At 68.9% G+C, this 21,111-nt stretch carries 23 protein-coding genes and 1 pseudogene; 11 read left to right on the plus strand and 13 right to left on the minus strand.

Going from position 1 to position 21,111, the window contains the following annotated elements; genetic code table 11:
• Positions 1 to 10: 10 nt before the first annotated feature.
• Positions 11 to 1,477, plus strand: coding sequence for an SDR family NAD(P)-dependent oxidoreductase (locus ACXKZB_RS16020; RefSeq protein ID WP_488823816.1), 1,467 nt, complete (start codon positions 11 to 13; stop codon positions 1,475 to 1,477).
• 450 nt (positions 1,478 to 1,927) lie between these two features.
• Here ACXKZB_RS16020 and ACXKZB_RS16025 read toward each other — a convergent pair whose 3' ends face one another.
• Entirely contained in the window at positions 1,928 to 2,557 is a 630-nt protein-coding gene (locus ACXKZB_RS16025; RefSeq protein ID WP_488823817.1) for a TetR/AcrR family transcriptional regulator, read from the minus strand.
• 86 nt (positions 2,558 to 2,643) lie between these two features.
• Between ACXKZB_RS16025 and ACXKZB_RS16030 the strand changes: the two genes are divergently transcribed.
• The 3 genes from ACXKZB_RS16030 to ACXKZB_RS16040 all read left to right on the plus strand — a co-directional run bounded on the left by ACXKZB_RS16030 (position 2,644) and on the right by ACXKZB_RS16040 (position 4,286).
• The gene (locus ACXKZB_RS16030; RefSeq protein ID WP_488823818.1) at positions 2,644 to 3,390 is read left to right on the plus strand and encodes an SDR family NAD(P)-dependent oxidoreductase; all 747 of its coding nucleotides are present in this window, start codon (positions 2,644 to 2,646) and stop codon (positions 3,388 to 3,390) included.
• Positions 3,391 to 3,582: 192 nt separating this feature from the next.
• Positions 3,583 to 4,011 carry an Hsp20/alpha crystallin family protein gene (locus ACXKZB_RS16035; protein ID WP_222661462.1) on the plus strand — a complete coding sequence of 143 codons (429 nt, stop codon included), beginning with the start codon at positions 3,583 to 3,585 and terminating at the stop codon, positions 4,009 to 4,011.
• A 14-nt stretch (positions 4,012 to 4,025) separates the two neighbouring features.
• Positions 4,026 to 4,286: a hypothetical protein gene (locus ACXKZB_RS16040; RefSeq protein ID WP_488823819.1), complete on the plus strand. Its 261-nt coding sequence runs from the start codon at positions 4,026 to 4,028 to the stop codon at positions 4,284 to 4,286.
• Positions 4,287 to 4,346: 60 nt separating this feature from the next.
• Here the strand turns inward: ACXKZB_RS16040 and ACXKZB_RS16045 are convergent, their stop codons facing one another.
• The 5 genes from ACXKZB_RS16045 to ACXKZB_RS16065 form a co-directional block, all read right to left on the minus strand.
• Complete coding sequence (locus ACXKZB_RS16045) at positions 4,347 to 6,446, minus strand: beta-galactosidase (protein WP_488823820.1); 2,100 nt, start codon at positions 6,444 to 6,446, stop codon at positions 4,347 to 4,349.
• 50 nt (positions 6,447 to 6,496) lie between these two features.
• The gene (locus ACXKZB_RS16050) at positions 6,497 to 7,405 is read right to left on the minus strand and encodes a carbohydrate ABC transporter permease (RefSeq protein WP_222658550.1); all 909 of its coding nucleotides are present in this window, start codon (positions 7,403 to 7,405) and stop codon (positions 6,497 to 6,499) included.
• Positions 7,402 to 8,349: a carbohydrate ABC transporter permease gene (locus ACXKZB_RS16055; protein WP_110892195.1), complete on the minus strand. Its 948-nt coding sequence runs from the start codon at positions 8,347 to 8,349 to the stop codon at positions 7,402 to 7,404. Before ACXKZB_RS16055 ends, ACXKZB_RS16050 begins: the two co-directional genes overlap by 4 nt.
• A gap of 12 nt (positions 8,350 to 8,361) precedes the next feature.
• Complete coding sequence (locus tag ACXKZB_RS16060) at positions 8,362 to 9,582, minus strand: ABC transporter substrate-binding protein (RefSeq protein ID WP_488823821.1); 1,221 nt, start codon at positions 9,580 to 9,582, stop codon at positions 8,362 to 8,364.
• A gap of 272 nt (positions 9,583 to 9,854) precedes the next feature.
• Positions 9,855 to 10,916 carry a LacI family DNA-binding transcriptional regulator gene (locus ACXKZB_RS16065; RefSeq protein WP_222658552.1) on the minus strand — a complete coding sequence of 354 codons (1,062 nt, stop codon included), beginning with the start codon at positions 10,914 to 10,916 and terminating at the stop codon, positions 9,855 to 9,857.
• Positions 10,917 to 11,296: 380 nt separating this feature from the next.
• On the opposite strand from ACXKZB_RS16065, the gene ACXKZB_RS16070 reads away from it, so the two are divergent.
• Positions 11,297 to 12,694, plus strand: a complete 1,398-nt coding sequence (locus tag ACXKZB_RS16070) for a family 20 glycosylhydrolase (protein ID WP_488823822.1) — start codon at positions 11,297 to 11,299, stop codon at positions 12,692 to 12,694.
• A 73-nt stretch (positions 12,695 to 12,767) separates the two neighbouring features.
• Here ACXKZB_RS16070 and ACXKZB_RS16075 read toward each other — a convergent pair whose 3' ends face one another.
• Positions 12,768 to 13,709, minus strand: coding sequence for a LysR family transcriptional regulator (locus ACXKZB_RS16075; RefSeq protein WP_488823823.1), 942 nt, complete (start codon positions 13,707 to 13,709; stop codon positions 12,768 to 12,770).
• Positions 13,710 to 13,828: 119 nt separating this feature from the next.
• Between ACXKZB_RS16075 and ACXKZB_RS16080 the strand changes: the two genes are divergently transcribed.
• Together ACXKZB_RS16080 and ACXKZB_RS16085 are read left to right on the plus strand one after the other, a co-directional pair.
• Positions 13,829 to 14,791, plus strand: coding sequence for a putative oxygenase MesX (locus tag ACXKZB_RS16080; RefSeq protein ID WP_488823824.1), 963 nt, complete (start codon positions 13,829 to 13,831; stop codon positions 14,789 to 14,791).
• 20 nt (positions 14,792 to 14,811) lie between these two features.
• Complete coding sequence (locus ACXKZB_RS16085) at positions 14,812 to 15,855, plus strand: methionine synthase (protein ID WP_488823825.1); 1,044 nt, start codon at positions 14,812 to 14,814, stop codon at positions 15,853 to 15,855.
• Positions 15,856 to 15,991: 136 nt separating this feature from the next.
• Here ACXKZB_RS16085 and ACXKZB_RS16090 read toward each other — a convergent pair whose 3' ends face one another.
• Entirely contained in the window at positions 15,992 to 16,390 is a 399-nt protein-coding gene (locus ACXKZB_RS16090; protein WP_488823826.1) for a hypothetical protein, read from the minus strand.
• A 278-nt stretch (positions 16,391 to 16,668) separates the two neighbouring features.
• Between ACXKZB_RS16090 and ACXKZB_RS16095 the strand changes: the two genes are divergently transcribed.
• The 3 genes and pseudogenes from ACXKZB_RS16095 to ACXKZB_RS16105 form a co-directional block, all read left to right on the plus strand.
• Positions 16,669 to 17,145, plus strand: coding sequence for a hypothetical protein (locus ACXKZB_RS16095; protein WP_488823827.1), 477 nt, complete (start codon positions 16,669 to 16,671; stop codon positions 17,143 to 17,145).
• Positions 17,146 to 17,308: 163 nt separating this feature from the next.
• Entirely contained in the window at positions 17,309 to 17,677 is a 369-nt protein-coding gene (locus ACXKZB_RS16100; RefSeq protein ID WP_456796160.1) for a hypothetical protein, read from the plus strand.
• A gap of 2 nt (positions 17,678 to 17,679) precedes the next feature.
• Positions 17,680 to 17,790 (plus strand): annotated as a pseudogene (locus tag ACXKZB_RS16105) (methionine synthase); the annotation flags it as partial.
• 178 nt (positions 17,791 to 17,968) lie between these two features.
• Here the strand turns inward: ACXKZB_RS16105 and ACXKZB_RS16110 are convergent.
• The 3 genes from ACXKZB_RS16110 to ACXKZB_RS16120 form a co-directional block, all read right to left on the minus strand.
• Positions 17,969 to 18,466, minus strand: a complete 498-nt coding sequence (locus tag ACXKZB_RS16110; RefSeq protein ID WP_488825953.1) for a hypothetical protein — start codon at positions 18,464 to 18,466, stop codon at positions 17,969 to 17,971.
• 55 nt (positions 18,467 to 18,521) lie between these two features.
• Positions 18,522 to 19,118 (minus strand): hypothetical protein, encoded by a 597-nt coding sequence (locus ACXKZB_RS16115; RefSeq protein WP_488823828.1) that lies wholly within the window; start codon positions 19,116 to 19,118, stop codon positions 18,522 to 18,524.
• Positions 19,119 to 19,225: 107 nt separating this feature from the next.
• Positions 19,226 to 19,534, minus strand: a complete 309-nt coding sequence (locus tag ACXKZB_RS16120) for a hypothetical protein (RefSeq protein WP_488823829.1) — start codon at positions 19,532 to 19,534, stop codon at positions 19,226 to 19,228.
• A gap of 438 nt (positions 19,535 to 19,972) precedes the next feature.
• On the opposite strand from ACXKZB_RS16120, the gene ACXKZB_RS16125 reads away from it, so the two are divergent.
• Entirely contained in the window at positions 19,973 to 20,404 is a 432-nt protein-coding gene (locus tag ACXKZB_RS16125) for a hypothetical protein (RefSeq protein WP_488823830.1), read from the plus strand.
• A gap of 80 nt (positions 20,405 to 20,484) precedes the next feature.
• On the opposite strand, the gene ACXKZB_RS16130 is transcribed toward ACXKZB_RS16125, so the two are convergent.
• Positions 20,485 to 20,673 carry a hypothetical protein gene (locus tag ACXKZB_RS16130; protein WP_488823831.1) on the minus strand — a complete coding sequence of 63 codons (189 nt, stop codon included), beginning with the start codon at positions 20,671 to 20,673 and terminating at the stop codon, positions 20,485 to 20,487.
• 58 nt (positions 20,674 to 20,731) lie between these two features.
• Positions 20,732 to 21,052, minus strand: coding sequence for a hypothetical protein (locus ACXKZB_RS16135; RefSeq protein WP_488823832.1), 321 nt, complete (start codon positions 21,050 to 21,052; stop codon positions 20,732 to 20,734).
• Positions 21,053 to 21,111: the final 59 nt, after the last annotated feature.

Below are 21,111 nucleotides of genomic sequence, written 5' to 3' on the forward strand. Positions count from 1 at the left end.
AGAATCCCGTGTGATCTCCGAGCACCCCGAACCCAGCGGCATCCTCCCCGAGGACCTCGACGCCACGCTCCGGGTGCTCGAGCAGATGACCGAGATCGACGAGACGCACCCCGACTTCGTGCGGGTGCGTCAGGCCACGGCGAAGATGTTCAAGGCCGTGAAGCGGGCGCACCGGCTCGAGAAGCGCGCGGTCATCGCCGAGGCCGACCGCCTCGTGATCGCCGCCACCGCGACCGGAGCAGCCGACCGGATCGACGACGAGACCCGCGGCGTCCCGATCAGCACCTCGACCACGGCGCCCACCGCCGGCACCCTGCTGAAGTCACGCCCCTGCTACATGTGCAAGCAGCAGTACACGGTCGTCGACGCGTTCTACCACCAGCTGTGCCCCACGTGCGCGGCGATGAGCCACGCGAAGCGCGACGCCCGGACCGACCTGACGGGCAAGCGGGCCCTGCTGACCGGTGGCCGCGCGAAGATCGGCATGTACATCGCGCTCCGCCTGCTGCGTGACGGGGCCCACACCACCATCACGACGCGGTTCCCCCGCGACGCCGTCCGTCGGTTCACAAGCCTGCCCGACTCGGCCGACTGGATCTCGCGCCTCAAGGTCGTCGGCATCGATCTCCGCGACCCTGCCCAGGTCATCGGGCTCGCCGAGGACGTCGCCGCGGCCGGCCCCCTCGACATCCTGATCAACAACGCCACCCAGACCGTGCGCCGGTCGACCGGTGCGTACCAGCCCCTCGTCGACGCCGAACTCGCGCCGCTGCCGGACGGCCCGCTGCCCGAGCTCGTGACCTTCGGACACACGAACGACCAGCACCCGCAGGCGCTCGCCCGGTCGGTGACGGCGCACCCGATCCTCGCGGCCGCTGCAGCCCGGGCCGACGAACTGACCGAGCAGGCCATGGCTCCGGGATCGAGCTCGCTCGAGCGCCTGGCCATGGGCACCGCCATCGATGCCGGCGGCCTCGTGCCCGACCTGCACGACGTGAACTCGTGGACGCAAGCCGTCGACGAGGTCGACCCGCTCGAGATGCTCGAGGTCCAGCTCGCGAACACGACGGCTCCCTTCATCCTGATCTCGAAGCTCCGGTCCGCGATGGCGGCGAGCGATGCGCACCGCACCTACGTGGTGAACGTCAGCGCGATGGAGGGTGTGTTCGGCCGCGCCTACAAGGGGCCGGGGCACCCGCACACGAACATGGCGAAGGCCGCCGTGAACATGCTGACCCGCACGAGCGCACAGGAGATGTTCGAGACCGATCGCATCCTGATGACGAGCGTCGACACCGGGTGGATCACCGACGAACGGCCGCACCCGACGAAGGTCCGGCTGGCGGAGGAAGGCTTCCACGCGCCGCTCGACCTCGTCGACGGGGCTGCCCGCGTGTACGACCCCATCGTGCGGGGCGAGGCGGGCGAGGACGTGTTCGGTGTGTTCCTGAAGGACTACAAGCCGAGTTCCTGGTGACCTCCGTAGGGCAGTGACGCTGCGCAGCCCAGAGGAATGACCTGGTACGAAGAGACCGTGATCGATCAGATGCTGGGGCAACCGTGACGACGCGAAGACCGACGTCCAGTCGGTGAGCAAGCACTGGCAGGGCCTCGGCATCCAGGTCGAGGAGTACCAGAGCGGAGGCGCGAATCCAGTACCCGGCGTCCGCGGTCGAGGCGGTCCGGTGACCTCGGCAAGCTTCAACGCCTACCCCGGCAATTACCGGATCTCCGCTACCTCCGCATGCTCCGACGGTGTGCCCGACAAGCTCCGGTCGCCGCCAATCGCACGACGAGGGCATCGAGGCGTTCTCGGAGACGGACCAGACCGAGGACCTGCGCGCGATCACCGGGCCCGTCCGCGTCCTGCAGGGCGACGACGACCGGGTCGTGCCCGACGCGGATGCCGTTGCCCACCGTGCGCCGGTCAGGTCCAGGGGCCGTCCGCAGTGCCGAGGCGCTCGTGCCCGAGCGGCGTGATCGGCACGACGCCCAGACTGGTGAGACCGACCTGCAGGAGCGCGGCGCGGGACGTCCCGACGCGGCCGATCGCACCCATCCCCTCGATGACGGCGCAGAAGTAAGTACCGAGCGCCTCCGCGTCGGCGTCGGCCTCGATCTCGCCGGCCTCCTGCGCGTCGACGATGCACGCGGTGTAGTCGGCACGGATGGCGTCGAAGGCCTCGGTGACGGTCGCCGCGACCTCCGGATCACGAGCGGAGAGCTCGACCGCCGCGCGGAGCAGCAGTGATGGTGGACCTTGGGCTTCACCATGCTCGACCGCCGAGGACACGAGCTGCGTCCGGATCCGGGCGATCGGGTGCTCGGCCCCCTGCAGGACGGTCTTCACCGCGTCGACGGCCTCCGCGGTGTCGCTGAGGAAGGCCCGCATGAAGAGTTCCTTCTTGCCACCGAACGCGTTGTACAGGCTCTGACGCCCGAGTCCGGTCGCCTCGAGCAGGTCGTCGAGCGACGTCCCCTCGAACCCGCTCTCGGCGAAGGTGCGTCGGGCGCGTTCGATCACGTCGGCCTCGTCGAACTTGCGTGGTCGCGGCATCGGAACTCCTGCAGGTCGATTGTTGACTGATCCGTCCATTATGACGTACCGTTCTGGATCATTCAGTCAAGAACAAGGAGGACACCATGACCGGTGCACTGCAGGGCAAGACCGCGCTCGTCTCGGGCGGCACGTCGGGGATCGGCCTCGCCGTCGTCCACCGCTTCGTCGACGAAGGAGCGCACGTCTTCGTCACCGGACGACGCCAGGAAGCACTCGACACCATCCGCGAGGAACTGGGCGACGCCGTCACGCCGATCCGCGCGGACAGCACCGATCCGGACGGCATCGCGACCGTCTTCCGCGCCGTCGCCGAGCGAGGGTCCGGCCTCGACGCAGTACACGTCAACGCCGGGATCGGCGAGTTCAAGCCCCTCGCTGACGTCACCGCGGAGGACTTCGAGGCGACCTTCGGCACGAACGTCCGCGGCACCACCCTCACCGTGCAGGGCGCACTGCCGTTCCTGCGCGAAGGATCCGCGATCGTCGTCACCGGGTCGACGGCAGCCTCCGGCACGGAACCGTCGTTCGGGCTCTACGGCGCGTCGAAGGCCGCGATCGCGACCCTGACCCGCACCTGGGCCGCGGAGCTCGCACCGCGACGCATCCGGATCAACACGGTCGTCCCCGGGCCCACCGAGACGCCCGGGCTGAAGGGCCTCGCTCCGGACAACGGCGACGCACTGCTGGAACAGATGGCCGACGGGATGCCCCTCGGTCGGCTCCTGCGTCCGGAGGAGGTCGCCGCCGCAGTCCTCTTCCTCGTGTCCGACCAGAGCTCCGGCATGACCGGAAGCGAGCTCCTGGTCGACGGTGGCAGCACCATCGCCTGAACCGGGCCACACGGCGGACGGGAGGCGCGGTGCCAGCTGGCGCCGCGCCTCCCGTCCGCCCCGCCAAGCGAAGTCCAAGCCGCTTTCCAGACCGTTTTGAGGATCTCGCCTCGGCCCGGATCTACGATGATCGCGTCTCCGGTGAACAGCCGGATCGACGACAACTCGACACCAGGAAGGGGACTCTTCAAGATGGCTGTGACGTTTGATCCTTTCTCCGAGATGGACCGCCTCGCGGGCGCCCTGCTCGGCTCGCGACAGGGACCGAAGCCGATGCCGGTCGACCTGCACCGCGACGGGGACCGCTACGTGCTGAACGCCGATCTGCCCGGCATCGACCCGGGTTCCGTCGACATCGACGTGGACGGGCAGCTGCTCACCATCCGGGCCGAGCGCTCCGCCGCCCAGTCCGTCGGCTCGTGGATCATCCAGGAGCGCCCGCACGGGTCGTACCTACGCCAGTTCAGTCTCGGCGAGGGCATCGACTCGGCGAACATCTCCGCCCACTACGACAACGGCGTGCTCTCCCTCGTGATCCCGGTCAGCGAGCGCGCGAAGCCGCGCAAGATCGAGGTCGTGAGCGGCACCCCCGCCGGTCAGCAGACCGCGATCGCGAGCTGAACCCGGAGGCGGCGATGCAGCTGGTCGAGGAACTCGCCCTCTCGGACACCGACGCCGACGCGCTGGTCCGCGAAGCCGAGACGATCGTGCACGACGCGTTCGTCCGCGTCCGGGTCGGCACCAGGGTCGAGGTCTCGACCGCGGTCGGGCCGCACCACCGTCGACCGGGAGGAGCCGGGAACATCGAGGCTGCCAGACCGATGGCCGGGCGTGAGCGGTCGTCGGTCACCCCGTGGGCCCGATCGCCTCCGACGCGGCCGAGCCGAACACGCTGAACTGCAGGACGAGAGCCCCGCTGCCGATGGGCAGCGGGGCTCTCTGCACGCGTCAGGCGGTCACCGGACGGCGACCACCCGGACGTCCCACGGCCCGAGCTCGAGCACGGCACCGGCCGCCAGCGGGGTTCCGTCGAGCACGTCCTCCGCAGCCACCGGTACCGTGAACGTGCTCGGCATCCACGACCAGTTGTGGACGACGTGCACCGTCTCACCGCGGCCGTTGACCGAGCTCGCGACCGACTGTGTGTCGACCTGCGGCTGCCAGCTCGTCGACCCGCTGCCCTGCGCGACCGCCCACTCGGCGATGGCTGCGGCGAGCGCCGGGTCCGGAACCGTCCCGACGTAGGTGACACGACCGGCACCGTGCGACCGTGTGGTCACGGCGGAGAACCGTCCGTGGTGCGGGTGGTCGTACCCGACCAGCACGTCGGCGTCGTCGACGAGCAGTCCGTCCGCCCACCGCGTGGCCGTCGCTCCGGCCGGCACGTCGAACCCGTGCGCTGCGGCATCGGCTCCGGCGGACACCGGGATGCGCCGGCCGAGGTTGCTGAACTCGTCGTAGTGCACGCCCGCGGCGACGTCGAGGAAGGCGGGCTTCCGCTCGAGCCGAGCTCGGGCTTCCTCGTCCTCGTACCCGGTGCGGATGCCGACGACCAGGTGCCCGCCGGTCTCGGCGTAGGCGGCGAGCCACTGCAGTTGGGCGTCCGTCGCGATGGTGAACGCAGCGGCGACGAGCACGGAGCGCTCCGCGGCGAAGGACGCCGGGTCACGGTCGAAGACCTGCGACGGGTGCACCGTGTTCGCCTGCAGTCCGGCGTCGAACACCCCACGGGCGAAGGCGTCGTGGACGGTCTGCCACGAGCGCCGGTCGGGCTCCATGCCGTCGCCGAGCGCCGGGTGCTCGTTGAGCGCCCACTTCGACTCGTTCGAGAACAGCAGGGCGACGTCGGCGTGCGGGCGGAGTCCGGCGACCCGGTCCCCCGCGTGCGCGAACTCCGCGCCGATCCGGGCGATCTCCTCGTAGGTGCGACCGGGCTGCTGCGAGTGCGGCAGCACGCCACCCCAGTACGTCTCGACGCCGTAGTGCAGCGTGTGCCAGTGCCAGTACTCGATCATCGAGGCACCGCGGGACACGAGGGCCCAGGCGGCTTGGCGCCACTGCCCCTCGTAGGCCGGTTCGTTCATCCACGAGAAGCCGATGGCCTGCGCGTTCGTCTCGGTGACCAGGAACGGTGCTTGCTTCGACCCGTACATGCGATCGCCCGAGGCGACGATCGACCAGGCGCCGGACGAGGTCCAGAACTGTGCGGGCTCCTCGGTGCTGGGCAGCTCGAGGGCGTCCTGCATCCGGTAGTACGGGTTGCCGGCGGTGACGTCGAGGGTGCGGGTGAGCACCTCGTCCTCGACGGTCGGCCGCTCGTACGCGATGCACGTGGTCACGAACTGGTCCGGACGCGAGTACTCCCGCACGACCGACGCTTGCCAGGCGATGAAGTCCGTCGTGATCGAAGCCTGGAACCGCCGCCACGCCAGGTCGTACTGCGGCTGCGCGTTGCCGTCCGGCGTCCACAGGTCGGCCCAGGTGGAAAGTCGGTGGGACCAGTACGTCAGTCCCCACTCCTCGTTGAGCCGCTCGACGCTGCCGTAGGTGTGGCGCAGGTGGTCGACGAAGCGCTGGAACACCTCGGGGTTCGCGATGAGCTCGTTGCCCGGTTCGTTGTCGACCTGGTACCCGATCACGGCGGGGTGCTCGGCGTACCGGGCGACGATCTTCCGGATGACCCGCTCGGCGTGGAACAGGAACGCCGGGTGGGCGTAGTCGATCTCCTGCCGAGCACCCCAGCCCATCGCCTCGCCGTCGGTGCGGCGGCGGACGTTGATCTCCGGCACGATGCGGGCGAGCCACATGGGCACGGCGTACGTGGGCGTGCCGAGGATCACCCGGATGCCGTGTTCGTGGGCGGCGTCGAGCACGGGCGCGAGCCACTCGAGGTCGAAGCGGCCGTTCTCCGGTTCCCAGGTGCTCCACACGGATTCGCCGACGCGGATGACCGAGAACCCGGCCTCCTGCATCAGGCGCATGTCCTCGTCGAGCCGAGGGGTCGGCTGGTACTCGTGGTAGTAGGCGGCGCCGAAGAGGACGCGGTCGTGCTGCATGGTGCTGGGTGCTCCGTTCGAGAGGGTGTGGTGGTGGGCGGGCGCGCCGTTCATCCCTTGACCGCCCCCGCGGTCAGGCCGTCGAGCAGCTGCTTGCGGAGGAGCAGGAACACGAGGATCGTCGGCACGCTCGCCAGCACGGCGCCGGCGAGCACCAGGTCGTACGACCGGTTCTCCGACGCGAAGATCGCGTTGAGGCCGAGGGGCAGCGTGTACTGGCTCGAGTCGGACAGCAGGACCAGCGGCCACTGGAACGAGTTGTAGCTCTGCAGGAAGCTCCACACAGCGAGGGCGCCGAGCGAGGGCCGCAGCAGCGGGAGCACGACCCGGCGGAACGTGCCGAACTCGGAGTTGCCGTCGATGCGGGCCGCCTCGATGAGTTCGTCGGGGATCGCCTGCACGATGAACTGCTGCATCATGAAGATGCCGAACGCCGGCGCCACCCAGGGCACGACGAGTGAGAACCACGGGTTCGTGAGTCCCGACTTCACCACCAGGATGAAGAGCGGCACGAGGATCACCGCGAACGGCACCGAGAGCGACGAGAACATCACCGCGAACAGGATCCGCTTGCCCCGGAACCGGAACTTCGCGAACCCGTACCCGGCCATCGCGCAGACGAACACGGACACGACGGTCGCGATCAGGGCGGTGCCGACGCTGATGCCGAACCAGGCCCAGAACGGCTGCGTCGCGAGCAGGTTCGTGTAGTTCTCCCCCGTCGCCGGACTCGGGATGAGCGTGGGCGGCGTCGCGAAGATGTCGCCACGCTGCTTGAACGAGCCGGACAGCGCCCAGAGCAGCGGGAACACGAACACCAGCAGCAGGGCCACGAGTGTGGCGTAGAGGAGGCCACGGCGAGCGACCCACCCCTTGGTGCGTGGCGGGCCGGATCGCGGTGCCCGGCTGCCGGCGGTCGTGACGGCCCGGGTGTCCGGGCGGTCGGTGGTGGCGGTCATGCGTCCCTCCCGATGGCGAGTGCGCGGTTGAGGATCTGGCTGACGCCGAACACGATGACGAACAGCACGACACCGGCGGCTGCCGCGTACCCGAACTGCTGCCGTTCGAAGGCGGCGCGGTAGATGAACATGGCGACGGAGAGGGTGGCCTCGCCCGGTCCGCCCTTGGTGAGCAGGTAGGGCTCGTCGAACAGCTGCGCGGCACTGATGAAGCTCGTGACCACGACGAACGCCGTGACCGGACGGATCGCGGGGAGCGTCACGTTGGTGAACTTCCGGAACGTGCCGGCCCCGTCGAGCGACGCGGCCTCGTACTGCTCGGGCGACACGTTCTGCAGTGCCGCCAGGAAGAAGATCGTCAGGTACCCGACCGTCCGCCACAGGAGCACGAAGCCGATGGCGACCTTCGCAAGCGTCGGGTCACCGAGCCAGTCGGTGTTCGGCACCCCGAACAGCGCCTTGAGCGTGGCGTTGAGCAGGCCGTAGTTCGTGTCGAACACCAGGCTGTAGATGAGCGCGATGACGATCGGTGACAGCACCATCGGGATGAAGAACGTCACCCGGAACAGGTCGCGGGCGCGAAGCCCCTTGGCGTTGAGTGCCTGCGCGACCAGCAGCGAGCACGGCACGATGACGAACACGGCGATGAGCGTGTAGATCAGCGAGTTGACCAGAGCGGTACCGAAGCTGGTGTCCCGGAACAGGTTCGCGTAGTTGGACAGGCCGATCCAGTTCGGTGTGCCGAGGCCGACCCACTCGGTGAGTGACAGGTACACGGCGGCGAGCACCGGCACGATCATGAACAGCCCGTATAGCACGTAGAACGGTGCGATGAACAGGTAGGGCGCACTGCCCCCGTTCGTGTTCAGGCGTCGGCGCCGAACTGGCGGATCGGCCGTGGTGGTGGCGGACACCGGGATGCCGGTGGCGGTTGACGTGGACATCGAGGGTCCTCCTCAGGCGCGGGTCTGGCCGCGGAAGTCGGCCGCAGCGGCGTCGAGCGCCTGCTTCGGGGAGATCTGGCCCTTGTAGGCCTTGATGAGGTAGCCACTCAGGACCGTCTGCAGGATCGAGGCATCGGCGCTCTGGTGCTGCGAGGGCACGTCGTCGACAACCGACTTGTAGACGCCGAACAGCTGCTGGCCGCCGAAGTACGGGTCGCTCAGCGCCGCGAGCCGCGGGTCGTCGTAGACCGATCGCAGCGTCGGCAGGTAACCGAGGTCCTGGTAGCGCTTCACCTGCTGGTCCGGGTCGAGGTACGCGGCGAGCACCAGGTCGATGCCGGCCTTCGTGAGCGGCTTGTCACGGAGCACCGAGAACCCGGTGCCACCACCGACGCTCGTGGTGCTGCCACCGCCGGCGAACCGGGGCAGGTTCCGCACCTTCCACTTGCCCTGCTGCTCGGGCACGTTCGGCTTGATGCCGTAGCTGGCGTACCAGGACGGCATGTCGACGGCCAGGATGGTGCCGCCCTTCAGCCCGGACTGCAGGCTCGGTCCGTACATGTCGGCGACCGTCGCGATCGCACCGGACTGCACGCCGTCGACCAGGAACTGCAGGGTGCGCTCGGCCTCCGGCGTCTGGATGTCGATGCCGCCGTCCTCGTCGTAGAGGTCGCCGCCGCGCTGGAGCAGCAGGATCTGGTAGCTCTGCAGCGTCCCGCCCGGGTCGGTGACCGCCACGGCGTGCAGCGAGACGCCCTTGCGCTTGTTGAGCTTCGCGCCGACGTCCATGTACTCCTCCCACGTCGTCAGGTCGTCGGGGATGCCGAGGGCCGCGAACTGGTCGGCGCGGTGGTAGTAGACGCACAAGGGTGTGTCCGAGTCGAGCGCGTACAGGTGCCCGTCCTTCGAGAACGGCGTGAGTCGCGCGGCGATCAGGTCGTCCTTGCGCGACGCCACCGACGGCGACAGGTCACTCAGCAGCTCGGATGCGATGTCACCGCGGAGCATCCGGCAGAACGCCCCGATCTCGAGCCCGGCGACGTCCGGCGTGCCCGTGCCGGCGACGGCCTGCGCGATGAGCTTGGTCGGGATGTCGGCCGCGGCGATGGTGGTGATGTCGAGCGCGAAGTCGAAGTCCGACTTCCGGTCGGCGACCGGCAGCGCCTCGGTGAAGAACTTCTCGTAGCCGGGGTCGTGCGTCCAGAAGGACAGGTCGGCGCGTCCGGAACGCACGGCTGCGGTGGACTGTGGAGAGCAGCCCGCGAGCAGCGCGCCGAGGGCGATGCTGCCGCCCGCGGCGGCGCCCCACCGGAGCAGGTCGCGTCGGCTCGGTCCGCGGTCTCTGCCGGGAGGTACGGGTGGCGCAGGTACGGAGAATCGCCTGGGTACTGGGGTCACGTTCAGGTCTCCTGACGTCGTCGTCGAGGTGATCGGGGAATTGGCGGCGAGCGCATGTGAGCGCTCACTCACGGGACGGACGCAAGCCGCGCCTCCCGTCCGGGGGTTCAGTCGGCGGGGCGGAGGTGACGCCGCGCAGGCGACGGCGGCGCGCTGGTGGCGCGCGTGATCAGCTGGCCGGGCAGCATCCGGTGGCGCTCGGCGGGCGGGTGGCCGTCGAGTGTGCGGAAGAGGCGGTGCATCGCGAGGCGGGTGGCCTCGTCGAAGTCCTGGCGGATGGTCGTGAGTGGTGTCGGCAGGTAGGCGGAGATCGGCATGTCGTCGAAGCCGACGATGCTGACGTCAGCCGGCACGGACAACCCGTGCTGCTGGATGGCGGACATCGCGCCGATCGCCATCTGGTCGTTCGCGACGAAGACCGCCGTCAGGTCCGGGCGGCCGAGCAGTGAGCGCATGGCCTCGTAGCCGCTCTGCGGCGACCAGTCCCCCTCGACCGGCGCGTGCTCGGCGACGCCAGCGTCCTGCAGTGCAGCGCGCCAGCCCGCCAGACGGCGTGAGCTCGAGGTCCAGTCCGCGGGACCCGCTATGTGCCACACGGTCTCGTGCCCGAGGGCGAGCAGGTGATCAGTGGCCGCGAAGGCGGCACCGCTCTCGTCGAGGCCGACCGCCAGGGTGTTCTCGCGGTCGGCGACGTCCGGCGGCCCGAGCGTCAACACCGTCACGCCCTGCGGCAGGCGGAGCTGGTCCATCTGGTTCTCGACCGGCTCGGAGAAGACGATCGCCTCGACGTCCTGGCCGACGAGCGAGTCGACCGCCGGCTGGAGCTCGGACGCCGTCGCGGCCACGGTGCGGACGATCGCCAGGCTGTAGCCGTTCGTGCGACAGGCCTGCTCGACGCCGGTGAGCATGGCAGTCGGGCCGTACAGGTTCGTGCCGATCGTGATGAGGCCGACGCGGCGGGAGCGCTGGGACTTGAGGGAGCGGGCGGCGGCGTTCGGACGGAAGCCCAGCTCCGCGATCGCCGCTTCGACCTTGGCACGGACGGCCGCAGTGACGTGCGGTTCGTCGTTGACGACGCGGGAGACGGTCTTCTGGGACACCCCGGCGAGGGCCGCGACGTCGGTCATGGAGGCCGGACGGAGGCGGTGAACCGAGGCGTTGCCGCTCATCGTCAGCTCCTTCGCTGCTCCGTGGGACCGGCCGGGGCCGGGTGTGGGAGCAAGACAACCACGGGATTGTCTACGTAGTCAAGGCCGATTCCGCGGTGATCATCGCAGCTGCAAGGTTGTGGCGAGTATTGATGGGCGGTTCGCGACGGCCGGAGTCTTGCGCGTGCGGTGTGGGCGAGCGCGGAGGTTCGTTGATGAGTCCCTCTGCACGTCGCTGAACGGTGTGCGTTCGACGCGGTGCGGATACGATCGTTCGCGCATCCTGATCCAGCGAGGGCAACGGGGTGTTCGAGGGGGAGAACGTCGTGGTGCGTCAGCAGAGGAGCCCGGTCCCCGGACCGCTGGCCAGACGCACGCTTGCAGTTGGTCTGGCGATCGCCGTGTCGGCCGCAGCTCTGGTCGGCATCCGTGCAACGGCAGGATCAGCGGACACCGCAGCCTCGGCGGTGACGGTCACCAAGGTCACTGCAGCCACCGCCGGCGCCTCGACCGGCAGCGCCGTGCGCACCACCCTGAAGCTCAAGAACGCCGCCTCCGTGCGGAAGCCGGCTTCCTCCGCTTGGCTCTACCTGTCCGCCGGCACCAAGAAGTACACGCTCGGCCGGGTCGCGGTGAAGGCACTCGGCCCGGGATCGAGCACGACGGTCACCGCAGTCCGCGCGACGCCTTCCCGTGCCGCGGCCGGGAAGTACTCCGTCCTCGCCTGCGCGGGTGGGTACTCCGCGAAGCAGTGCCGCACGGCAGCCGCGACCGTCAGCACGAAGCCCACGAAGCGCGCGCGTCCTGAGACGGGCGTGATGCTCGACGTCGCTCGCGCCTACTACCCCGTGGCGCTGATCAAGCGGTACATCGACCTGCTCGACGACAACGGCGGGCGCTTCCTGCACCTGCACCTCACCGACGACCAGAACGTCGGGATCGAGAGTGCAGTCCTCGGCCAGACCCTGGCGAACGCGGATCTCGACCACGGTGTCTACACAAGCCGGGTGACCCATCGCCCGTTCCTGAGCGCCGCGCAGGCACGCACGATCACCGCCTATGCGTCGAAGCGGGGCATCGCGGTCGTGCCCGAGATCGACACCCCCGGGCACATGGCTGCTGCCTTCGCCCTGCTCGAGGCGCAGCACGGCACGAAGTGGGTCGATCGCATCCGCTCGGGTGAGAGCGAGCTCGACCCGTCGGCGCCCGGCAGCCTCGCGCTGGCGACCAAGCTCTACGCGGAGGTGCAGTCGACGTTCCCGTTCAGCCGCGCCGTGCACATCGGCGCCGACGAATGGGGCGACGACGTCACCGCCGCCCAACGCGTCGCGTGGATGAACGCGATGGCGGCCGCGCTCGGCGACCGCGAGGTGTGGGCCTGGAACGACGGGATCGATCGAGTTGCGGTCGGGCGACTCGATCCTCGCATCCACGTCACGTACTGGAGCTTCGACGGCGACACCGAGGACGCAGCGGAGCGCCGCGAACGACGAGCGCGGCGGGCGAGTGCGGTCGACCTGCAGCAGGCCGGGATCGACCTGCTCAACTACAACTCGTACTACCTGTACGAGGTGCCGACCGACCTCGACCCGGCCGACAGCGAGTACACGGTCGCCGACCTCCGCGAGAACTGGTCGCTCCGGACGTGGGACGGCGACTCCGGTTCGCTGCTCGCAGCTCCGATGTCGGGCGCCGCCGTCGCGATCTGGGGCGAGGACCTCGACAGTCCACCTGCTGACGCCCTCCTGCGGTGGAGCGCGCCGCACGTGACGGCGATGCTCGAGACCGCAGCCTCCTGACGGACGCGTGTCGCGCCTCCAGGCCGATCGCTGGAACCGCCTGAACCGCCGGATCCGCCGGATCCCCGCCTGTCTACCCGAGCGGCTCGACGCCGTAACCAGCGACCACCGCTCGCAACTCGTCCAGGTAGGCCTGCGCCTGCACGGTGAGGGGAACCGAGGCGTGCGCGATCCAGCCGATCTCGATGCGTTCGTCGACATCGAGGGGGATGGCGACGATCTCGGGGTCGAGGTCGTCGCTGATGAGCCCGGTGGAGATCGTGTACCCACCCAGGCCGATCATGAGGTTGAAGATCGTCGCGCGGTCCGAGACGCGGATCTCCCGCTTGCTCGACATCGTCGACAGGATCTCCTCCGCCAGGTAGAAGGAGTTGTTGGCGCCCTGGTCGAACGTGAGCCGCGGCAGGTCGGCGAGCTCCTCGAGAGTCGCGCGCTCCCGTGATGCGATCGGGTTCCGCCGGGCCACGAAGATGTGCGGCTCGGCGACGAACAGCGGAGTGAAGACTACGCCGGCGTCCCGCAGCAGTTTGCCGAGCACCTGCGTGTTGAAGTCGTTGCGGTAGAGGATGCCCACCTCGCTGCGCAGGGTGCGGACGTCCTCGATGATGTCCCACGTGCGCGTCTCTCGGAGCGAGAACTCGTACTCGTCCGCAGCGGCCGCCTCGACCATCCGGACGAAGGCCTCGACGGCGAACGAGTAGTGCTGGGCGGACACCCCGAGCAGTCGACGGGACCGCTGGCCGCCGACGTACCGCTGCTCGAGCAGGGAGACCTGCTCGACGACCTGTCGGGCGTACCCGAGGAACTCGACGCCGTCGACGGTGAGTACGACTCCCCGGGCCGATCGGGTGAAGAGCGGGCGTCCGATCCGCGTCTCGAGGTCCTTCATCGCGGCGGACATCGTCGGCTGCGACACGTAGAGCAGGTCGGCCGCGGCGCTGATCGAGCCCTCCGTCGCGACCTCGATGAAGTACCGGAGCTGCTGCAGGGTGATGTCGTTCGACACACGGGCCATAGGCCGAGGCTATACCGGTGCATAGCGTCTCGGTATTACCTGATGGCTCGTGGTTCCCGCCATCATCGAGGTACCCCTTCCCCAGTGCCCTCGGGCGCTCGACGAACAGATTGCCGACCATGGCGAACGACCTCACCTTCAGCATCACCCGGACCCGGTTCGACGAGGACTACTCCCCCGCCGACAGCTCCCGGCTGACCACGAACTTCGCCAACCTGGCGCGGGGCGAGCACCGTCAGCAGAACCTCCGTGCTGCGCTGGCGATGATCGACGGACGCGCGAACGACCTCTTGGCTGCCGGTGATCGCTACCGCTTGCAGCTCGACATCGTTTCGGCCTCGCTGCAGTTCTTCGACGATGGAGCGGACGCCGAGTTCCCGCTGCTCGAGATGCTCGACGTCACGATCGTCGACCAGCTCACCGGCGAGCGCCACCACGGCATCCTCGGCAACAACTTCTCGTCGTACCTGCGCGACTACGACTTCTCCGTGCTGCTGCCGTCATCGCCGGGCTTGCCGTCTGACTTCGGGGCGCTGCACGGGGCGCTCTTCCAGCGGTTCCTTTCGTCGCCGGCGTTCCACGACGGGTTCGGTGCCGAGCCCGTCGTCTGCATCAGCGTCTCGACGAGCCAGACCTACCGCCGGACCGGGTACGTCCACCCCGTCCTCGGCGCCGAGTACGAGCACGAGCACTCCTCGCTCACCGACGACTACTTCGGTCGGATGGGCATGCGGGTCCGGTACTTCCAGCCCGCCGGAGCGTCGGCCCCGCTCGCGTTCTACACGCGCGGCGACCTGACCGGGGACTACACGGACATCCAGCTCATCGGCACGATCGCCACCATGGAGACGTTCCAGAAGATCTACCGCCCGGAGATCTACGCCGCGAACACCCCGGCCGGCAACATCTACCGCCCCACGCTCGACCACACCGACTTCACGCCCACTCCGGTCACCTACGACCGCGAGGAGCGCAGCCGCCTCGGGATCACTCAGGGCCGGTGGACCGAGGAACACCTCGTGACGCCGCACGGTGCGCTCCTGTCCCGTTTCGCTGCCGAAGCCGCCATTCCTTCTCGTTGATCGTTAGGACTCGCAACCGCATGACCTCCCTTCTTCCCACCTCGATCGTCGGCAGCCTGCCGAAGCCGTCCTGGCTCGCCGAGCCCGAGCGGCTCTGGTCCCCCTGGTTGCTCGAAGGAGACGCCCTGACCGAGGGCAAGCAGGACGCCCTCCGCTCCGCCGTCCACGAGCAGGAGCGCCGCGGCATCGACATCGTCAGCGACGGCGAGCAGACCCGCCAGCACTTCGTCACGACGTTCATCGAGCACCTGGACGGCATCGACCAGGACCGCAAGGAGACCGTCCGGATCCGCGACCGCTACGACGCTGCCGTCCCCACGGTCGTGGGCGCCGTGAGTCGTCCCGCCCCGGTCTTCGTCGACGACGCCCGGTTCCTCCGCGCACAGACCGACCGACCGATCAAGTGGGCGCTCCCCGGCCCCATGACGATGATCGACACCCTCTCCGACCAGCACTACAAGAGCCGCGAGAAGCTGGCGTGGGAGTTCGCCACGATCCTCAACCAGGAGGCCCGCGAGCTCCAGGACGCCGGCGTCGACGTCATCCAGTTCGACGAGCCCGCCTTCACCGTCTTCCACGACGAGGTGCAGGACTGGGGCGTCGCCGCACTCGAACGAGCCGCCGAGGGCCTGCGCGCCGAGACCGCCGTGCACATCTGTTACGGGTACGGCATCGAGGCGAACAACAAGTGGAAGGAGACGCTCGGCGCCGAATGGCGGCAGTACGAGCAGTCGTTCCCGCTCCTGCAGCAGTCGTCGATCGACATCGTCTCGCTGGAGTGCATCCACTCCCATGTGCCGCTCGAGCTCGTCGAGCTCATCCGGGGGAAGAAGGTCATGCTCGGGGCGATCGACGTTGCGACCGAGACCGTGGAGACCCCGGAAGAGGTCGCGGAGGTGCTGCGGCGGGCGCTCGAGTTCGTCGACGCGGACAAGCTCATCCCCAGCTCCAACTGCGGGATGGCACCGCTGGCGCGTGGGGCCGCGCTCGACAAGCTCGGCGCGCTGTCCGCAGGGGCGGACATCGTGCGGGCCGAGCTCGCCAGCGTCGCCGTGCCGGTATAGCGCTAGCGGCCCGGATGCACAGGACGGCTCGCCTCGGCAACGGGGCGGGCCGTCTTCCATGTCGCGCCCGGCAGGGGCTCGCGTTCTCGGGCCGGTCTGGAGGCGCGGCTCGGTTCCGGTGGTCAGGTCGCGGTCGTCACTCCTGACTGTCGAGGCTCATCTTCTCGAAGTCCCCCGCGATGCACTGTGAGCTGCCGTCGATCGTGTACCCGCGGGGATCGGCACGGAAGTCGGAGGAGCTCACCGGGCCACCCCTGCCCCGGACGCCGAGGATCGGGTCCTCGCCGCCGGTCTGGTACCGCTCGGTCGTGACCCCGAGCTCCTTCCAGTGCTGTTCCACCGCCTCGACGTCGGCCTTCGGGTCAGGGCTCGCGGACCGGACTTTCGCGTAGACGTACTGGACGCCCCCGACCCCGACGCCGAGTCCGCACTTCCCCAGCCGTGGACCGTCGTTGGGTTCCCAACCGTCGCCGACAACGTCGGTCGACTCGTCGACGAACGTGACGATGGACTGCTTCGCTTCTTTCGTGTTCATGCCAGACCCTTCGCTGCAACCAGTGAGGACGGCGACAGCGAGCAGTACGGCTCCTGCCGACCGGAGGACGATGACGGCTTTCCGCCGAGGTTGTTTCATTTGGCAGCCCCACCCCGTTCGCTTTGCTTCTGCGATGTTCGCATGATCATCGCGTGAGTCGTTTGGGCTGGCCGGTTACGGCGTACCCGACGCTCTGCAGCGGCTGCGTGTCGTCGTCGAGGTAACCGCCGCGGGACCAGGAGCGAACTGACATCCCTGCTTGCCCACACCGCATCGGCGTGGATCTCGTCGACCCAATGAATACTGTCCGGGGTCCCCGCCACACGAAAGACGCGGGCGATCCAAGAGGCCTCATCGGCTTTCCCACAGCGGATGATGGTCGGCGTCCCGCGAGCTTGATCCCGGTAGGCTCGCTATTGCCGGGGGAAACATTGGGGGATCTCGTGGGTGCGATACCGTTCGACGACGCCGTGGCTGATCGCCTGGCCCAGGCTGCAAAGACTGCGGCAGATGTCATGCGGGCGCAAGCCTGCGCTAGGCGTGGAGCTGCTGAGGACGCAGCTCAGGACTTCAAAGGTGCCTACGCGGGCCTCTTCATCGAATCCGTGGGTATAGAAGCCGGGGACCGTCTGAAGCTCGCGTCTGCCTTGGATGGCCTCAGCGAAGCCGTGACCGCCGCCAAGGCTGACGCCGAGAAGGAGCGCACAGGTCTTCACGGCATCAGCAACCACCACGAATCCGCCGATCACGAGTAGCGACTTGGCTCGACGCATGATCCAACGGACTCCCCAGCTGCCGACGGTTCGTTTGTCGGCAACGATCGCCGTAGTCGCGGCAGCGGTATTTTCATTGACGGGATGCAACGGAGGAACCATCGTGGAGAACGAGCAGACCCCTACCCAGGCAAAAGAGGCCGTCATGGCGATCGTCGACGACACCGCGAACGCGGTCGGCGGCGCGTGGTCGGTGGCGAGCGGACCGGCAGTCCAGGGCTGCAATCGCGACAGCGGCGGACGCGGCGCTGCGTACTTCTACACGAAGATGCGGGAGCAGCGCAGCAGCGACCCCGCCGAAGACGTGGCGAACGTCGAACGGCTCTGGAAGGAGAAGGGGATAGAAACCGAGCGATACAAGAGCGGCGGCGCGGATCCGACGCTCGGCCTCCGAGGTGTCGGTGGCCCGATGAAAAGCATCGACTTCCTCGCCGACGAACGCGGCTACAGTCTCGACGCCGTCTCCTCCTGCACCGCTGGCGACGCGGAGGAGCTCCAGCGCAACGGGGAGTGATCCAAGAGGCGCGGGAGCTCGAAGCTGCGGCCGTCGACGTCATCCAGTTCGACGAGCCCGCCTTCACCGTCTTCCACGACGAGGTGCAGGACTGGGGCGTCGCCGCGCTCGAACTGCGGGATGGCACCGCTGGCGCGGGGCGCGGCGCTCGGGAAGCTCAGTGCACTGTCCGCGGGTGCGGACATCGTGCGGGCCGAGCTGGCGGACGTCGCGGTACCGGCAGCGCGGTAACGGCGCGGCTCCGGACCGACCTGGAGGCACTGCTCGGCTCCGGCAGGCGGGTCACGTCCGTCAGTCCTGGCTGTCCAGGCTCATCCGGTCGAAGTTTCCCACGAAGCACTGCGAGCTGCCGTCGATGGTGTACCCGCGGGGATCAGCGCGGAAGTCCGAAGACTTCGCTGGGCCACCGCGACCTCGGACGCCGAGGATCGGGTCCTCGCCGCCGGTCTGGTAGCGCTCGGTCGTGACCCCGAGGTCCTTCCAGTGCTGCTCCACCGCCTCGACGTCGGCCTTCGGGTCAACGCTCGCGGACCGGACCATGGCGTAGGAGTACTCGACGCCGCGGACGCCCGGGGCGAGGCCGCACTTCCCGAGCCCAGGGCCCTCACTGACCTCCCAGCCGTCCCCCACCACGTCGGTCGAGCCCTCGACGAACGTGACGATGGACTCCTTCGCCTGCTCGGGAGTCTTCCCGATGCCGGCGCTGCAGCCGGTGAGGACGACCACCATGAGCAGTGCGGCTGCGGTCGTTCGGAGGCCGGCGACAGCCCTCCACCGAGTGGGTGCCACGCGGGAGTTCCTCGCAGACCGGTCGGCATCTGCGAGGCGCACCCTCGTGCGGAGATCAGCGCTGCCGGACAGGATCGCTCCACTTCGGGAACGGCTCCGAGACACCCGGCTCGGATTCATCGGGGAAGTCGGCGGGGTCGCGCAGTGCGATCGCCTTGATGAGCTCCGGAGCATCGTGTGCCCAGAACGCCTCGCTGTACGCCCCGAGCGAGTACTGCCCGTTCGGCCGCACGTTCCAGGTCACCAACCATCCGTCACCGGTGTCGGCCCGGACCTCGTGATCCGTACCGACCTTCGCGCTGCTCCAGCGCCACCCTTCTTCATCGAAGTAGCGCTGCATCGGATCGAGGTCCTCCACCCCGCCGGTCGCACCCTCCGGTTCGATGATCCGTACGGCTCGGAACGCGTAGGAGTTCTCGTTGGTCGCACCCTCCGGCGCCTTGCCGAACGCGTCGTCGCCTGCGGGCAGAGGACGGACGTCTCCGCCGTTCCAGTACCACGTGCCGTCCGAGATCTGTCGTTGTGCGGCTGCGAGCACGGCCTGCCCGTGCTCGTACCGCTCGCCAGCCAGCTCGAACTCGTCCTGCAACGAGAGATCGGCTACCTGTGCCTGGGTCTTGCCTGCTGCGTCTTGCGCGTCCTGTCCGGTCACGTCGCCTCCTCTGCTTGCGCCGCCTGAGGCGCATCCGGTCGTCGTGAGCACCACGGCCGCGAGCATGGTCACGATCGCGCCGCGCAGTCGGCGACGAAGCTTGACTCTCATGGCCCCATCTTCCCGTCTGCGACGATCTGCGCCAGCGTGCGGAGCGTGGTCGAATCGTTCGAGAGGTACCCGACGTCGTCCGAATCGGAGTCGTGCCACATGTCGTGGCCCGTCACCCCTCTCGTACCCTCGGCTGCTTCCGAGGAGAACTCCTGCACGCCGTCGAACCCGAGCGGATCCGCTCCGGTCGCCATGCCCAGCCACTGACCGACCGGCGCGAGCGGATCGTCCTTCGCGTACACGTTCGCGGCGTGGACGTCGTCGATCTCGGTCCCGCGCGGGAAGGCGACGGACCCGTACGACACGAACGAGTCGACCTAGCAATGGCGTCCGCACTCGCCCTCGAGATCGGCGGAGCGGTCCTCGTGATGTGGTTGACGTGGAGAGCTGCGACCGGGCAGCTCGGCCGGAACTACCTCGCCGGCGTCCGGACGCGCGCCACGGATGTCCAGCGACGACGCCTGGCGGACCGGGCACCGAGCGGCGCTACCTCCGACGCCGATCTCGGGCGTGATCACCGTCCTCTGGTGCGCGGTGTGCATCCCTCGTACCCGCGCTCCGCACCCCGCCCCGCCCCGCCCCGCCCCGGCGATCGTCGCGTCGGTCATCCTCGTGGGCGGCGCAGCTCTCTCCGTTCCTGCTGCCCACCTCGCGGTACGCCGAGCGGCGCTCGAGGATCAGACCGGTCACGAGGACGCGCAGACTGACTCACCGGTGTCAGGCCGAGGGCGTTGACTGCACACATGATCACGAAGGACCAGATCCACGAAGTGGAGCACGCGACCGTCCGAGACCGCGACGGCGCATCGGTCGGCAAGGTCGCGCAGGTGTTCCCCTCCGACGAGGACGGCAGCGCTGCGTTCGTCAGCGTCGCGACCGGACTCCTCGGGGGTCACACCACGCTCGTCCCGGTCGAGGACGCCACCTTCGACGGCACGGACCTGCACGTCGGGTACACGAAGAGCGCGATCAAGGGCGCGCCGTCCGTCGGAGTCGGAGTCGGACAGACCTTGTCCCCTTCCGAGGCGAACGCCGTCCGCAAGCACTTCGGGCTGTCACCCGCAGGCAAGGCGACCGGCGACATGGGTGACCCGCACGAGAACCTCGACCAGGCCGGCACCGCTCCGGCTGGCGCAGACGACACCGAGGGCGCGGGAACGACGCCGCCTGCGTGAGGCTGAGCAGCCGTCGCTCGACGTCGTCTCGCTGGAGGCACGGCGGCGGTCGACCCTCAAGACCCGCCCTGGCCATGTGGTCAACGCTCCCGGACTGGATCGCTCCACTTCGGGAACGGCTCCGAGACAGCGGGCTCGGTCTCATCGGGGAAGTCGGCGGGGTCGCGCAGCGAGATCGCCTTGATGAACGCTGGAGCATCACGCGCCCAGAAGGCCTCGCTGTGCACGCCGAGCGAGTACTGCCCGTTCGGGCGGACGCTCCAGGTCACCCCGGCCCGGACCTCGTGGTCCGTCCCGAACTTCGCGCTGCGCGACCGCCATCCTTCTTCATCGAAGGAGCGCTGCGTCGGTTCGAGGTTCTGCTCCGCGCCGGTCGCGCCGTCGGGTCCGATGATGCGGACGCCTCGGAAGGAGTAGGAGTTCTCCTTGGTCGCGCTCGTACCGCTCGCCGGCCGAGTCGAACTCGTCCTTCAACGACAGATTCGCGACCTGTGCCTGCGTCTTGCCGGCCGCGTCTCGTGTGTCCTCTCCGGTCACGTCATCTCCTCTGCCGGCGCCGCCCGAGGCGCATCCGGTCGTCGCGAGCTCCACGGCCGCGAGCATGGTCACGACGGCGCCGCGCAGACGTGTGCGGGTCGGGACGGTCATGGCCCCATTTTCCCGTCTGCGACCATCTGCGCGAGCGAGTCGAGTGCTTCGGGACAGTG

It is taken from the genome of Curtobacterium sp. ABR8, assembly GCF_057812125.1.

Bases quoted from the DNA above. Each gene is read 5' to 3' on its own strand.
- ACXKZB_RS16025 (WP_488823817.1), bottom strand. From the start codon at position 2,557: ATGCCGCGACCACGCAAGTTCGACGAGGCCGACGTGATCGAACGCGCC.
- ACXKZB_RS16030 (WP_488823818.1), top strand. From the start codon at position 2,644: ATGACCGGTGCACTGCAGGGCAAGACCGCGCTCGTCTCGGGCGGCACG.
- ACXKZB_RS16035 (WP_222661462.1), top strand. From the start codon at position 3,583: ATGGCTGTGACGTTTGATCCTTTCTCCGAGATGGACCGCCTCGCGGGC.
- ACXKZB_RS16040 (WP_488823819.1), top strand. From the start codon at position 4,026: ATGCAGCTGGTCGAGGAACTCGCCCTCTCGGACACCGACGCCGACGCG.
- ACXKZB_RS16045 (WP_488823820.1), bottom strand. From the start codon at position 6,446: ATGCAGCACGACCGCGTCCTCTTCGGCGCCGCCTACTACCACGAGTAC.
- ACXKZB_RS16050 (WP_222658550.1), bottom strand. From the start codon at position 7,405: ATGACCGCCACCACCGACCGCCCGGACACCCGGGCCGTCACGACCGCC.
- ACXKZB_RS16055 (WP_110892195.1), bottom strand. From the start codon at position 8,349: ATGTCCACGTCAACCGCCACCGGCATCCCGGTGTCCGCCACCACCACG.
- ACXKZB_RS16065 (WP_222658552.1), bottom strand. From the start codon at position 10,916: ATGAGCGGCAACGCCTCGGTTCACCGCCTCCGTCCGGCCTCCATGACC.
- ACXKZB_RS16075 (WP_488823823.1), bottom strand. From the start codon at position 13,709: ATGGCCCGTGTGTCGAACGACATCACCCTGCAGCAGCTCCGGTACTTC.
- ACXKZB_RS16080 (WP_488823824.1), top strand. From the start codon at position 13,829: ATGGCGAACGACCTCACCTTCAGCATCACCCGGACCCGGTTCGACGAG.
- ACXKZB_RS16085 (WP_488823825.1), top strand. From the start codon at position 14,812: ATGACCTCCCTTCTTCCCACCTCGATCGTCGGCAGCCTGCCGAAGCCG.
- ACXKZB_RS16090 (WP_488823826.1), bottom strand. From the start codon at position 16,390: ATGAACACGAAAGAAGCGAAGCAGTCCATCGTCACGTTCGTCGACGAG.
- ACXKZB_RS16100 (WP_456796160.1), top strand. From the start codon at position 17,309: ATGGCGATCGTCGACGACACCGCGAACGCGGTCGGCGGCGCGTGGTCG.
- ACXKZB_RS16125 (WP_488823830.1), top strand. From the start codon at position 19,973: ATGATCACGAAGGACCAGATCCACGAAGTGGAGCACGCGACCGTCCGA.
- ACXKZB_RS16135 (WP_488823832.1), bottom strand. From the start codon at position 21,052: ATGACCGTCCCGACCCGCACACGTCTGCGCGGCGCCGTCGTGACCATG.